This window comes from Paenibacillus sp. GM1FR (genome assembly GCF_002803315.1).
In the GTDB taxonomy this organism is placed as follows: domain Bacteria; phylum Bacillota; class Bacilli; order Paenibacillales; family Paenibacillaceae; genus Paenibacillus; species Paenibacillus amylolyticus.
This window is the reverse complement of record NZ_MKZL01000003.1, coordinates 152,981-168,146: the sequence shown is the minus strand read 5'-3', so window position 1 is coordinate 168,146 and position 15,166 is coordinate 152,981. Positions and strand designations below refer to the sequence as shown.

At 47.7% G+C, this 15,166-nt stretch carries 10 protein-coding genes and 1 rRNA gene; 2 read left to right on the top strand and 9 right to left on the bottom strand.

Going from position 1 to position 15,166, the window contains the following annotated elements; all coding sequences use genetic code 11:
• From PAEAM_RS02495 to PAEAM_RS02460, 8 genes are all read right to left on the bottom strand, one after another.
• A 16S ribosomal RNA gene (locus PAEAM_RS02495) occupies positions 1-387 on the bottom strand; the annotation flags it as partial.
• A 496-nt stretch (positions 388-883) separates the two neighbouring features.
• Positions 884-1,453 carry a GNAT family N-acetyltransferase gene (locus PAEAM_RS02490; protein ID WP_100526502.1) on the bottom strand — a complete coding sequence of 190 codons (570 nt, stop codon included), beginning with the start codon at positions 1,451-1,453 and terminating at the stop codon, positions 884-886.
• Between the two features lie 51 nt (positions 1,454-1,504).
• Positions 1,505-3,109, bottom strand: coding sequence for a response regulator (locus PAEAM_RS02485; protein ID WP_100526501.1), 1,605 nt, complete (start codon positions 3,107-3,109; stop codon positions 1,505-1,507).
• A complete protein-coding gene (locus PAEAM_RS02480; protein WP_100526500.1) occupies positions 3,106-4,974 on the bottom strand; it encodes a cache domain-containing sensor histidine kinase in 1,869 nt (622 codons plus the stop codon). Before PAEAM_RS02480 ends, PAEAM_RS02485 begins: the two co-directional genes overlap by 4 nt.
• Positions 4,975-5,002: 28 nt before the next feature.
• Positions 5,003-5,851, bottom strand: coding sequence for a carbohydrate ABC transporter permease (locus PAEAM_RS02475; protein WP_100526499.1), 849 nt, complete (start codon positions 5,849-5,851; stop codon positions 5,003-5,005).
• Positions 5,848-6,798: a carbohydrate ABC transporter permease gene (locus PAEAM_RS02470; protein WP_036616398.1), complete on the bottom strand. Its 951-nt coding sequence runs from the start codon at positions 6,796-6,798 to the stop codon at positions 5,848-5,850. Before PAEAM_RS02470 ends, PAEAM_RS02475 begins: the two co-directional genes overlap by 4 nt.
• A gap of 47 nt (positions 6,799-6,845) precedes the next feature.
• Positions 6,846-8,186, bottom strand: coding sequence for an ABC transporter substrate-binding protein (locus tag PAEAM_RS02465; RefSeq protein ID WP_076329661.1), 1,341 nt, complete (start codon positions 8,184-8,186; stop codon positions 6,846-6,848).
• Positions 8,187-8,448: 262 nt separating this feature from the next.
• Positions 8,449-10,695 carry a glycoside hydrolase family 88/105 protein gene (locus PAEAM_RS02460; RefSeq protein WP_100526498.1) on the bottom strand — a complete coding sequence of 749 codons (2,247 nt, stop codon included), beginning with the start codon at positions 10,693-10,695 and terminating at the stop codon, positions 8,449-8,451.
• Between the two features lie 600 nt (positions 10,696-11,295).
• Between PAEAM_RS02460 and PAEAM_RS02455 the strand changes: the two genes are divergently transcribed.
• Positions 11,296-12,123, top strand: coding sequence for a methyl-accepting chemotaxis protein (locus PAEAM_RS02455; RefSeq protein ID WP_100526497.1), 828 nt, complete (start codon positions 11,296-11,298; stop codon positions 12,121-12,123).
• Positions 12,124-12,285: 162 nt separating this feature from the next.
• Here the strand turns inward: PAEAM_RS02455 and PAEAM_RS02450 are convergent, their stop codons facing one another.
• Positions 12,286-13,104: an endonuclease/exonuclease/phosphatase family protein gene (locus PAEAM_RS02450; RefSeq protein WP_100526496.1), complete on the bottom strand. Its 819-nt coding sequence runs from the start codon at positions 13,102-13,104 to the stop codon at positions 12,286-12,288.
• A gap of 244 nt (positions 13,105-13,348) precedes the next feature.
• On the opposite strand from PAEAM_RS02450, the gene PAEAM_RS02445 reads away from it, so the two are divergent.
• Entirely contained in the window at positions 13,349-15,163 is a 1,815-nt protein-coding gene (locus PAEAM_RS02445) for an SWIM zinc finger family protein (RefSeq protein ID WP_165789806.1), read from the top strand.
• Positions 15,164-15,166 lie beyond the last annotated feature (3 nt).

Here is a 15,166-nt window from a genome sequence, read left to right as displayed (position 1 = left end):
CCATTGCGGAAGATTCCCTACTGCTGCCTCCCGTAGGAGTCTGGGCCGTGTCTCAGTCCCAGTGTGGCCGATCACCCTCTCAGGTCGGCTACGCATCGTCGCCTTGGTGAGCCGTTACCTCACCAACTAGCTAATGCGCCGCAGGCCCATCCCCAAGTGACAGATTGCTCCGTCTTTCCAGTTTCCTTCAGGCGAAGAAAACAATTATTCGGTATTAGCTACCGTTTCCGGTAGTTGTCCCAAACTTGAGGGCAGGTTGCCTACGTGTTACTCACCCGTCCGCCGCTAACCATCCGAGAAGCAAGCTTCTCTTCAAGTCCGCTCGACTTGCATGTATTAGGCATGCCGCCAGCGTTCGTCCTGAGCCAGGATCAAACTCTCCAATAAAGTATTGAAAAGAGCGATAAGCTCATTTTGAATCTGACGAGATTAAAAATCTCATTTGTGCTCCAGTCGATTCAAGCCAAGGCTTGTCTCAAACTTTCGCGTTCATTCTGCAAGCAGAATGTTTACTCACTCGTTGTTCAGTTTTCAAAGATCAAACTTATTTTTTTGTTACCGAGCGTTGTTCTCCTCAGCAACTTTTATATCATAACACTTCCCAACCAACTTAGCAAGCTCTTTTTTTAAGTTTCTTTCGAAGCTTATTTGTTTTGCCTGCGGCACTTTGTTTCTCGTGTTTTTTTTGGCCAGAAATAGAATATATCATATACACAACACAATTACTACTTGTAAAATATCCCATTAGAAAACTGATTATATATTTGATTCCATCTCTTCATAAGCTCTTTTTCCAATGGCAATATCCTCTTACTATATCCTATATACACTCACCGGTCTAATCTATCTCAATATAGGTTGTGAATAGACCCATTCAACATCATTACTGCTCTTCACTTTTTATACTATTAGTCTCTGAACCTGCCATCACTATCGTGTCGTGATACTGTCCATCCGTGTGTCTACGATCCTTTTTCAAAATACCTTCGATCTCGAAGCCACTCTTTTGGTATAACTCGATTGCCTTTTCATTGGATGCCAGCACGTTCAACGTCATCTTCTCTACACCAGTCTGGTCTGCCCATTCTATCGACTTCTCTAACAAGTTCTTGCCAATCCCATGCCCCCAGAACTCTCTGGCTACACACACGCCGAACTCAACTTTATGGCAAAAGCGCTTCAGCTCTGTACCTTCACATCGGGAGTATCCCACAATCTCACCCGCTACTACAGCAACAAGGAACAGATTCCGTGACTTCTCAGTGTCCAAATGGATGATCCGCCTAAACCCGGCTGCGTCGATATACGCCTCGCCCTCTTCACGATCCATGTTCTCGGTTTCCCCATCGATTTGTACACGTAGTGAAGACAAGGCCTCAGCGTCCTTTTCCTCTGCCGATCTAATGGAGTAAGATAAGCCTCTAATGTAATATTCCTGCTGATCGATCATCATAAGAACCATACCTCCTCTTCCACTTTATTTAATTACTGTACCTGTATCGCTCTACCCCACCTCAGACGGACTCTTGCCCGTAAGCATTTTGAACACCTGGCTAAAATACGTTGCATTACGGAACCCCGTCATCTCGCTCACCTCATATACCATGTAATGTCCCGACTGCAACAGTTCCAACGCTCTCTGAATCCGGTACCCGTTCAAATAACTGACGAAATTCTCACCGGTCACCCTTTTGAAAAGTTGACTCAGATACTTCGGATGTACGAACAGCCCCTTGGCTATCGCTTCAAAACTAATCTCTTCGGCGTAATGAAGCTCTACATACTGTTTCACCTGCTCGATAAGTTTATTGCTCTTCTTCTCGCCCATCTCCTTACGTATCTGTTCCAGCCAGTCGCAGATAATACGATCCATCCAGCTTACCAGATCATGCAAAGCATATTTCGATTGAATTTCACGCAAAAAATCACTCATCGCCAGCGGCGGCGCTAACATAGGATGAAGTCGGTTCCAGCTATGCATCAACGTGTCAAACAGACTGACGGCCACAACCTGTACATCCTGTATCCCAACACATTTCCCCTCTTTCAGCAAAAGGCAAATATGATGCCATACCTCTTCCGCCAGGTCAGGTCGAATATCCGCCCAAGCCTCATTCCATTGACGAAGCAATAATGAATAATCGGTCACACTTGGTTCTGTTTCCTTCGATGCTTCATAGTGGTATATACGACTTCCACCTTGAAATTCTGCTGTTTCCACCGCTTCCCTGCTCTCGAGATAGGAATCTATCACCTCACATGGGTGACTCTTGGATCTTCCGATTCCAGCACTCACTTCAATTTTCAGATACGTAAAGATCTGATCGATCATCCTCTCCACGAGTGGCAGGCATTCCTCCAGATGGTCTTTATCTCCTAATAGAAGCAACACAAATACCTGATCCGAATAATCAACAATCTCTACCTGACCATTCATGCGCGCCGCTTGCTCCTTCACCGTTTCCTGAATAATATCGGCCGCCCCATAGCGGAGAAGTTGCCAATCCCGTTCTTTCATTCGTGTCAAAAATACGGGGCGATTCAGTTGCAGACTAATGGCGCGTGTCTGGGAGGTCATATGAATGCCTATATAGTCCATGCGTTCTTTGGGAAGCTCGTCTGCCCGATATCGCGTAGTCAGCAGTTCGTGAAGAAATTGTTTGCGCAAATACGGAAGTACCCGTCCGACCTCCTGCTTGTACGTCTGCTCCAGTCGCTCATGCCGCTCTCGCACATCTTGTTCCAGTAACACCTCACGCAGCACAGACTCAATCTCCTCAACCTCTGCCGGCTTCAGCAAAAAGTGATTCACCCCCCAGCGCATGGCTGCCCGGGCGTTCTCGAATTCGTCATATCCACTAAGAATGATGATCGGCAAGTGGGGATGATCACGTCGCAACGTCTGTGTGATCTCAAGCCCGGTCATCCCCGGTAGATATACGTCAGTCATAACGACATCTGGATGCATGCGGTGAAACAGCTCCAGCGCATCCAAGCCATTGGAAGCAGTGCCTGCAATGCTGAGGCCCAGAGAAGGCCAATCGATATGATCTGTTAATGCCTTTACAATATGAGGATCGTCATCAACAAGCATAATGGTCTTCATCATTTTTCACCGTCCAGCCATAGATTTAATTGCTCGTCGGTCTCAATACGCGGCAGCGTAATGGTCACTTCCACGCCACCTGACTCTCTATCGCTCAGTTGAACGCCATATCTCTTCCCGCAATAAAGCTGAATGCGCTGATGTACATTCCGTACACCGATACCACACGTCTCTTCGAGTTTCCACCCCTCTGGCAAACCCCGCCCATTATCCGTGATACGAATGACGATATCCTGATGCGGGCCTTCCACTTCGTGCATATGCACCTGAATTCGAAGTGTGCCTTCTTCAGGGTGCCCGTGCATAACGGCATTTTCGATAAAGGGCTGCAAAATGATTTTGGGAATGTAACAACCGCGAGTATGCGGATCGATCTGCTCCTGATATTGAATGGAAAACGGTAGCCGCTCTGACTGTATGTTGACGTAGCAACGGGCATGTTCCAACTCATCACGAACCCGTATAAACAGTCTCCCTCCACTCAGTCCGATCCGTAACAGCTTACTTAGTTGTACAATCATGCGACTGATATCCTTGGCTTCGTAATCAAGTGCGCGCCAGTGGATCATGTCGAGGGTATTGTATAAAAAATGGGGTTTGATCTGGGCCTCAAGCAAGCCCGTCTGGGCTTCACGCTTGGCCCGGCTCTCATCCTTCACCTGTTCCATCAGCGTCGTAAGTTGTGAAGCCATGTGATTGAAGCCATAAGCCAAATGGGCATATTCCTCCGTAAACGAAAGTTGGACCCGGGTATCGAAGTCCCCTTTCTCCAGTTGTCTCATTCGTTTGATTAATTGTCGCAAAGGCCGGATGATCTGCCTTACAAACAGGTACGCCAGCACAGCCGAGCATAATAGTCCCAGCACGGCGATGCCGAGGATCTGCCAGCCTGCTTGTCTGAGCGGAGATAACAGTGTATATACCGGAATAGTCTGTACGAGGCGCCACTGAAGCATCGCTGGCCTGGAGTACAGCACCAATTGTGCACCTCCAGGTTGGCCGGAAACTACTTCGTACCCGTCTGCACCATGCTGGACATGTTCCTGAATCCATGCACTATCTATAATAGAAGAAAATGAATTTACAGCTTCACCCGTTTCTTGAATTGTACTTGCTTCATTTCTTCGATCCACTCGTTCCTTCTCCCCTGCTGGATCAACTCTCCCCATCTGCATTACGACATTACCAGCCGTATCTACCAACAGGACTTTTCCATCAAGCACCATGGGTACATCAGCAAACCTGCGTACGATGTCCGCTCTACTCAGTCGAATGAGCACATAGGCAACCGTTCCACCACGACTGTCGAAAATCCGTTGGGCGTATCCGACCAGGGATTGGCCCGATTCGTTCTCACGCAGCGGAACCCAAGCCGCATCAGCCTTTTCCAGCGTAGAAAACCAAGAGTCGTGTGCGATGGTGTTCACCGGATATATGCGATCAGCCATAGTCACTGTCACTTCATTGAAGACATCCGTATACAGTTCGATGGAAGTGATGCCTTCACTCACGACCATCGTATGATCCAGAATTCGAGAGACCTCTCTCCGCTGGTGAATCTGTGCAAGCCTGCCCGTATCAGCCGTTTCGAGCAGACTGGACAGTTCCCGATTGCTTGCCAAAGCATAGGAAGTTCCGGTTACCCCTGTGATGAAATCAAATCCCCGACGTGTGCTTTCGTTCAGAAGAGCCAGGCGTGCTTTGCTAATCTCGGCAAAGGTGACTGCTGAGAAAGACTGATATGCTAGCCAGACAACAACCGAGACAAGCAACAGGTTAAACGCAATAAAGCAAGTCACCATCAATGTGGAGAGCTTGCTTTGTTGCAGCTTTTGATTAATAAATGAAGACCATCTTCCTTTCCCCATGGAAAAATCAACTCGTTTCGTCTTGGAATTACCCTTTGAGCCCAGAGGTCGCGATTCCTTCCACGAAGTACTTTTGACACACGATAAATACAATGAAACATGGCACCAGCGACAATACCGACATCGCAAACATCGGACCCCAATCGGATTGAGAACTGGAATCAAGGAACAGACGCAGACCCAGCGGCACGGTATATTTGCTCACGTCACTCAGGTAGATCAACTGACTGAAGAAGTCGTCCCATGTCCACAAAAACGTAAAGATCATCGTAGTGACCAGTGCCGGAAAAGCAAGTGGGATGATGATCTTGGTGTAAATTTTCACAGGACCGCATCCATCAATGGTTGCTGCCTCATCCAGCTCTTTGGGCAATCCCCGGAAGAACTGTACCATGAGAAAAATGAAGAAGGCGTCGGTCGCCAGCCATTTTGGCACCACAAGCGGCAGATACGTATTCACCCACTCCAGGTGGTTGAAGAGAATATACTGCGGGATCAGCGTCACATGATGGGGCAGCATGATCGTCATAAGCATCAGTCCGAAGCAGATGGCTTTGAAACGAAAATTTAGTCGGGCGAAGGCATATGCCGCCATAGAGCAGGAGATGACATTGCCCAGCACGGCGCCAAGCGACAGGATGACAGAGTTGGTCAGAAAGCGGGCGAACGGGTTGCCCTGAATACCCGACCAGCCATTCATGTAATTTTGCCAATTCCATTCCTGTGGCCAAAACCAGGTCTCTGTAAAGATCATATGTCCCGGTTTGAATGAGCTGCCCAGCATCCAGAGGATCGGGTAGAGCATGACAAAGGCGATGCCTGAGATCAACACATGTTTGCTGACGACCCATGCTGTAGAGTTCCGTTGTCCAATCATGATTTCCCACCATCCTCATAGTGCACCCACAGCTTGCTACTGCGGAATACGAGCAATGTAAATACGCCAATCAGGATGACCAGTACCCAGGCCATCGCAGAAGCATAGCCCATCTGAAAGAATGAAAATCCTTTTTTGTACAGATACAGAGAGTACATTAGGGTTGAGTTCACTGGCCCTCCGCTACCATTACTGATAACAAAAGCCTGCGTGAACGATTGAAAGGATGTAATCAGCTGCATGACAAGATTGAAGAAGATAACGGGTGACAGAATCGGCAACGTTATATAGAAGAATCTCCGCAGAGGACCTGCACCATCTACCGCTGAGGCTTCATCATATTCAGGTGGAATCTGCTTCAAACCTGCCAGGAAAATAATCATCGACGATCCGAACTGCCACACGGATAACAGCACGATGGAGTACAGGGCATACTTCGGATTAGCAACCCAATCGGGCGCCTTAATGCCCACCATGGCAAGCACACTATTGAGTAGCCCGTCCCCACCCAGCATTTTACGCCACAACATCGCAATCGCCACGCTACCTCCAAGCAATGTCGGGATGTAATACACTGTCCGATAAATACCTAATCCTCGAATCCCTTTGTTGAGCAACATCGCTACCAGCAACGCGAAAATCAATTTGACCGGTACGGATACAGCGACATACGTGAAGGTGACTTTGAGCGACTGGGTGAACAGTTTATCCGATGTAAACATCGTGGTGTAGTTATCCAGACCGACCCAGGAAGGGGCGGCCAGGATACTGTAATCGGTGAACGAGATGTATAACGATACCAACATTGGACCTAGGGTAAGGAATAACAATCCGACAAGCCATGGGGCGAGAAACAGAAGTGCGGCTCCATTATGCGCATATCTCCGTTTGACCCGCCGGGTAGTTACACGCTCGATTCGGGCTTGACTGACCTGTGATGTCGTCATCTTCGCAACCTCCCCGCAGAATTAGAAGTGTGAGACAGTTTCAATCATTATTGACTCGATCCAAGCGTAGCCTTGGCTCCTTCAATAAACTGGGCAATGACATCTGGAGTATTACCTTGACCGAAGGCGATCTGCTCGCTTGCGCTCTTGAAACTTGTGTCCACTTCAGCAAATCCTTGCGGGTATGGCGGGTCAATCTCGCTGGAGTTCTTCGATACAGTATCGATAAATTGGAAAATGGTTTGCTCCGCTTCCGGCAGCGTAGGCTGCATCTGTTCACGAATGCTGGAGTTAACCGGCACCCCACGTTCAGAACCAAGAATAGCGGTTGCTTCTGGATCATTGACCATGAAATCAATGAACATGGCAACTTCCTTTGGATGTTTGGTTTTACCATAACCGGAGAGGAACTGACCTGGTTTCAGATATTCACCGATTTGCTTTTCACCTACACCATGCGGAAGCACTTGGATGCCAAGCTTATGATCCTGGTTTTTGTTCACCTGCTGGAATGTCAGCAATTGATTGGACCATGCAAAGTCCATGGCGGCTGTGCCCAGTGAGATCGGTCGTGTCTCCAGCGCATTGGTTGTGGATGCCGTTATCTCCGCTGTAGTCACTCCACCATTCTCACGTAGTGCGCTCCACATATCGAACCATTGTTGAAGCTCCTCGCTGGTAGCTGTCATTGTGCCACCATCAAACAATCCTTTCCCGGATTGCCGAATAAACACTTCAAACATGTTCGTTGTACCGGAAATGTCTGCAGATCCATAGAACCCCTCACCTTTGGCTGCGGCGATCTTGGTCGCAATATCCCCAAAATCCTTCCATGTCCAGCTCTCTTGTGGTTCTTCGATACCTAATTCCTGAAATACAGTGGCGTCATATATGACACCTGGTGCGTTTACTCCGAGGGTAATCGCATATAATTTATCGTCAATCGAACCGGCTGTAATCATGCTCTGATCATGATCCTCTGTCCGCAGCTCTTTGCTCTCTGCAAACGGAGTCAGGTCAAGCAAGGCACCACGCCGGGCAAAGTCAGTCAAAAAGGCGTAATCCATCTGGATGATATCTGGTGCATTTGAACCGGCTACCTGTGTAGTCAACTTGTCAAAGTAACCGTCCCAACCGGAATATTCAGGTTTAATGGTGATTCCCGGATGTTTCTCTTCAAACAATTGGATCACTTTGGTCGTCAGATCATGTCTGGTCTGTGATCCCCACCAGGTCATGCGCAGTTCAATCTTGCCTGATGAATCTCCTTCACTTCCACTTGCTTCCCCAGAAGAAGAAGATGTATCGGTGGCCCCTCCAGAACAGGCTGTAGCGAACAATAACAGGGACAGACAGAACAGGGTTACCCACTTTTTTGTAATCATCATAAATGAATTTCCTCCCCTTCTTGCATTTATGGAATCGCTTACAAAACCTATTGTATCGGTCTATTACTGTACATGACATAAACAAAAGTAAGCTTTCCTGTCAAAAAAGTAAGGAGTTACAGGAATCAAAAACCACCAGGAATGATATTCCCGGCGGTGATGATCCCGTCTCAAATATGATTACGGATATACAACCGTATTACGTGGAGCAGAAGACTGTTGTATAGAAACGATAGTATGAAAATCAGACCTCGGTGGTCTGTCAGGAATGTGAGACGGCAGGTGAAGACACCCTGTGTTCAGCCAAATGTTTCTTCATTTTTGCTACTTCGGTTCCTGCCAGCATCATAATGCCTATTCCGTGATTGTCATTGGTGACGGTACGCAAGTCCTGATCATAATACTCTGCCGTAAACGCATATCTCGAACCGCTGCACACGCCATGCACATTACCTTGACGATCAATTGCTTTGCAGATGAGTCCCTTCCAAGCCCGCTCGGCAGCCGTGACGTAAACTTCAGGGTCTTTGAACCAACCAAAGCGTACACCTCTCGCAAAACCATAGGCAAACATCGCCGTGCATGAGGCTTCTTCATACGTCTGCGGAACATTCAACACCTGATGCCACAAGCCGCTTTCCCCTTGAAGCGCTGCGTACCCTTCACACAGCTCATTGAAGAAATGAATTAGAGTCGGACGCTCGGGATGCTCTGCCGGCAAAGCTTCCAGTACCTCCGTCAAGGAAAATAGTGTCCAGCCATTTCCCCGTCCCCATGGAATCTGCGTTGCCTGTCCGTATTTGAAATCATACACATGGGACATGATCTTGAACTCAGGCATAAACAGATACTTCCGATACAGTGAAAATTGTCTGGCGGCTTCATCCAAGGCGGCTGAGTTGCCTGTCACCCGTGCATAACGAACGAGAAATGGCGTGCTCATATAGAGGTCATCTGCCCACATGGTATTCTCGGCATACTCCCCTACACATGTGCGATAAAATGCCCCATCCTCCTGCCGTTCCAGGCGGGAAAGCATGAAATCTGCAATCCGTTCAGCAATCGGAAGAAACGTTGGTTCATGACACTCTGAATACGCTTCCAGCATGGCCGAACCAAAAGAACCGCAGTTATCCAGCATTTTCAGCATGACCAATTGTTGATTGACTGCCGGGAAACCATACTGCTCCCGATCCCATAAGGAGTATTCATACATCTGGGTACATGCCTGCACATGCTCAGCCGCATAACGTGTAATGTCCGGTCTTTGCAAATAACGCCCCGTCCGTAATAGACCATATACAGTGACACCCAATGGATAATCCCAGCGACCATAATTGGTCACACTGCCCACTGTCCATTTGTTGCTTAACATCGCGTTCTCATAATAAGGTCTGATCCAAGCATCCGGTCGATCTAAGCGCCAATACGTCTGTTCTAAACCCGTTTGATACACTCGGTCCGTTCGAGTCAGATCCGCCAAGTCCGGTTCAACCTCCGACTCAAAAGGTCCGACATATAACCAAGACTCTCCGGAAGCACCGTGCACACGCTGAGGAAGTTCCAGTGAAAGTGGCTTACCCGAAACGGATGCGTTCAAATTAAAATGCCAAGGTCCCGCCGCCGTATCATTGCATTCACTTCGGACAAGCAGGTCACTCCGCCCAAAAGAGGCTGGTACATCCACCTCGAACGGACCCGCTTCCTTCACTTGCACCACAGGCTTGCCGCTAATCCATATACTTAGAGAACCAGAGGATTGACCTGACAACCGCACCGTATTCCTGGTTGAATCGTTATTGTTCAGATGGGTCCAAGCATAAGCATGCTTACCAGGAAGATTTCCGAATATTCGTTCGAGAGCTGGCTTGGTCTCATCCTCATCAGACCAGCCTGTCTCAGGCAGCCAGTTCAAGCTGTAGTCTGATTCTTTTCCAAGCAGGTCCGGTTGTTTACTCGTGGCTGGGTTCGGTTGGGAGAATACCCATCCGGCTTGTCCCTGTCTCTCCTGAAATGGAGCATATACATTCAAAATGCGCACTTTTCCTTCATCTGATCCGAACTGGCAACCGAAGCCGGCAGGCGTGTTTTTCATTTCCAGCCAAATGGTGTTCCAACCAGGCTTGATGTCGATGCTGAGCTTCACCGTTGCATCAGGACTAATCTCATCCATTACGGTAGAGCGATAGACCATCTGCTCATTGAAATAAAAGCGAACAGGCCCATAACAGCGGACCAGTACATCCAGGTTTCGGTCCTCGTCCCCCCAAACCAGTGCAGCTGCGTAGGATACATGGTCTTTAGGTGCATCAGGAAAGCGTTTACCTAAATTCAGATCATAAAGCCCTTTTTCATTTTGCAAAATACCAGACTTCTGGAATACCCGATATACAAAATCAGCCTGCGCATTGGCTCCAATATACCTCTCGGCCAGTACCTTCAGCACCTGATCCTGATCTTCTCCAAATCGGTAATACATGCTCTGTGGTTCACTGAAATAGGTCGTCATCGATGGCACACATCCTTCTCTCGTTGAAATAAATTCTTATATCATTGCATTCATACCATCCACACTGGAGCACCAAACTAATATGCGGTGATTAAGTATAGCGCTTAACCTAGGTGGGTAATCCCCTTACCGGGAAATAGGTATGTCCCTTGGTTATCTTCTGAATAGACGAATAATAATCCCAGTATAACTGACATGTTCGGTGGTGGCTACAGATTTTTGATTACGCTTACAAAAAATCAGAAAATTCGGTTTTTACTTCGCCAATTACACCTTCATTGGGACATTAATTCAAAAAAACGGAAAATGTTACCGATATAGAAACTATATATGTTGAACTAATCATTTACACAGAAACGTAGAGGACAGAAAAAACTGAAAAAGCGAAGCGTTCGCCTAAAAGCTTTCTGAAAGAAAGCTGCATCGTAAGCATACGCTATCACCGGATTTTTCCCTTGAGAAAAGGGAATCAAAAAAATCTGGGGATAACAGCGATTGGAAGGTTATTCTGTCATCGGAGTGTACGTGTGAATATATCTTTAGTTCAACTTATATAGATTGAAAAATTCCACTTTTTGTATCGGGAAGGAAAGATGCACATTGAATACTCTTGAATCTCTGGTAAATGCTATGCCTTTTGTTAGCCAAATGTTCCGTGACGACATATCAATATCCATTAATGATCATGAGAAAGTATTGTATTTTTCCGAAGCAAAAAGTCTGGAGATTGGCGTGAAGGTTGGGGATGAGCTGCATGATGATTATAAACATTTCAAAATGCTGACTAACAGAGATTCCCGTACCGTGGCACGCATGCCTGGTGATCTGCAGGGCAGACCTTTTGATGCCATTCTAATCCCTATTAAAGAGAACGATCAGGTCGTGGGTATATTGGGTGTGAACTACGCACTGGATAGTCACATGACACTGGAAACGCTGATCCGTGAAAACGAAACAACCATTAATGCGCTCGTCGGCGGCATTCAGCAGATTGCTGCACATTCCGAAGAACTCTCTGCGACCTCGGAAGAGATTCTGCGCAATTCCAAAAAAGCTTCAGAGAACTCGGTCAGTGTAAGTAAAGTAACAAACGTCATTCGTGAAGTATCGGAACAAACCAACCTCCTTGGACTCAACGCCATGATTGAGGCAGCTCGTGTGGGCGATCAGGGGGCCGGATTCGGTGTGGTTGCTAGTGAAGTACGCAAGCTGTCCGATCATACGAAACAGGCAGCGGCTGATATCGAAACATCCCTCGGTAGTGTACAGGATTCCATGAAGCATATGGAACAAGAGATCGGTCAGATTACAACAGCAACGGTGGATCAGGCCAAGCTTGTTACCGAGTTCATGGAAAGTATCGAACAGCTTAGCGAGACAAGTGCGAATCTTAAAAAGTTCGTACATCAGATGCTGGCGCTCGAATAACAATACAGTGCCACAACAGAAAGAACAAACGATATGAAATGTACATAGAAAATGATTTAGAATGTGAAAAGCCTCCGGCCACTTTCCTTTACAGGAAGTCAGCGGAGGCTTTTTTTCGTATTTGCGGTGATATCACCTTTACGGTTTGTGGTCACACGGCTGTTATATCTCTACAGCGACGCCAAAATGGTCAGACACGACCGGCCCGTTTTTACCGTTCAAGACCACGGTAGAAGATTTAGCCTGAATCGGACGATTGGAGAAAATATAGTCAATCCGAAGATCGCGTTTGTTATCTGCCCAGCCGGCAATGGCCTTCACCACTGTTGCTCCTTCATCCTTTTGCAATGCTGTGGTGTACAGGTCATTCCAGCCCTTGCTCATCATATAATCATAGCCTTCACCACGCACTTCCGCGACATTATTGAAATCACCCATTATATATAACGACTGGTCCATGTAGGGGGCAAGCTTGCTCTCCGTCAACTCCCACTGTCCCTTGAAAGGTTCCTGCGCATCATCCCACCAGTTATAATGTCCGTTCACAAACCAGGTTGCTTCACCTTGGACGACCGTCTGAATTCCCACAATCTTGCGTGTACGATAGTTGTTATAATCCCGCATGTGAGACACGTATTCCCCAAAAGCCTGCTTAATCGGCGTCCGGCTAAGGATCGCCAGTCCTTCATCGTATTTTTGAAACCCAACATGCGCGGGAATCCACGTCCAGTAATATTGCTCTGTCAGCTTCTGAAGCAGGACGTAGGCATAGTTGTCTTTTTTAATCACTGCATCGGGTTCAGTAGCATAATACATCTTCAGTTCTTCTTCAGAAAGCGCGACTTCCTGCATCGATTGGTTGACCTCCTGCATGGAGATCACATCGAATTGATGTGTATTAATAAAATCAGCCAGCTGACTGATCTTGTTCAGTTGATCCTCTTCCGCCCAAGCGTGTGTGTTTAACGTAAGTATTTTCATATGCTCTCTCCTGTTGTGTGTAATATGGCCGTTTCCCCGGCCTGCATCGTTCCTGAAAGGAATACATACCATAAGCATACACAATATGGTGCAATCATGCATTCCGTCCGCCAGCAGAACCGACGTGTTCATCCTGATTCCAGTTGGTCTAAAATAACTTCAAATTCTTCATAACCCATGCACGGATTGGCTCATAACTGATATGATGGATACAACAAATTTACAACATCATGTCATAGACGTGGTGATTACTGAACCTATGTTTACCCCAGGAGATGGAATGATGAACATACCGAATAACATGAGGATGGATGATGCGCAGTGGCAACAGTTGATCAGGCAGGTTGCAGAGCATTTTAATAACCTGACGATTATGCGCGGATTCCAATATTATAAACAGAAACGTGTCGGACCATTAACCTATTCCGAACAACAAGGGATCTCGGCCGTTGTACAAGGATCGGAAGAGTACGAGGTCACCCTGAGCATGCAATCCCTGACTACAAGTCATTGTACCTGCCCGGTGAGTTCCGTATGCAAACATATGACGGCTGTATTAATGAGTTATGCCGAGCAACTGGAGCGACCTGTGCATGCGATTGTGAATGCACACTCCAGTACCGCACTCAAACAAACGACCAAACCCATCGGGGCCATGTCCGCAGGAATATCCAGCTATGCAGATGCCGATGAACAACAGGATATGGACATTCCGGACAACCGATACAGCCAGATCAAGGAACATGCAACAGAGCTTGCTGATCTCGAAATCTCGGAATGGCACGAGCTGTTCCACTCCTGTCTGAGACGGCTGGGGACTGGCACAGCAAGCACATCCTACGTGCAAGAAGCAACGGACGAGCTGTATGCCATTAAACCAAGGCTTAACGCTGCGATGGACCAACTTTTTGAACTACATGTGCAGCTGCACCTCATCCGATTCTGCGTGCCTCCGGCTCGTAACTCCATCACGCATACCCCCGTGTACTTGAGCTACCCTGCCCAGCTCGCGGTGGATGCACTTCAGAAAGACATTGAACGGATCTTTAACCATCCGCTAGACCTGTCAGGTCTAAAGGGAAACAAGCTTGAACAACTTTGGAACAGACTGGCCGAAACCTCGGCTTATTTACGCAAACAGATGATGCCTGAGACAGCCAGCATGATGTTCTTCACTCCGATCTATCGACAACTGTGGTTGAACTGGATCGTACCTGAGCTGCAAGGGTCGCGGGACATGTTAGTGTCGGAACAGGCCATCTTAGATGATATAGAACGCAATATAACCGCCGCTTCGTCACCTTCCCAGTCAGGTGGAAGTGTCTTGAGTAGCGCTCAAAGTAATGGAAGTAGTAGTGATAGACCAGGCAAAGCCGTAACACTGCCTCTGCCGCTAGTACTCGCGCAGAGCTGGATGCACTTCCATCTGGGACAAGATGATCAGGCATGGCAGCGACTCATCCATGGAAGCTCGGCCTACGGTTTCCCGCCAGAACAACTGTTGCATTTTCTCCATGTACTCGCAGATTCGGCTGAATGGGAGCGGCTTGGGGATTGGTTGGTACAACTTGGCCCCCTTCTGGCGAATCGGCGTAATACACCTTTGAATGATTACATGCATCTATGGGATACGGCCATTCAACATCTGCCCGATGCAGAGAACCGTATGTGGGACACGCTTGTCAGTATGCTTCCCCACTCCCGCCCCGCCTACGAGGATGCTATGCATTCGCGTGGACAGTGGCGCAGATGGATTGATTTTCAGCTGAGTACGGGAACGGAACCTCTCGAATTCCGCGTAGCGATGCTGCAACCAATCGAAAAAGATGCACCTGAGCTGCTGCTTCCCTTCTATCATCAGGCAGTGGAGCGTTATATCGGACACAAAAACAGGGACGGATACAAAGCAGCGGTGAAGCTGTTGAAACGTCTGTCCAAAATCTATAAAAAAATGAAGCAAGAAGCGCACTGGGAGCAATTCATCACCACACTCGCCGTTCGTAACAGTCGGCTGCGCGCCCTGCAGGAAGAGCTTCGGAAAGGTAAACTGATCTCATGAGCT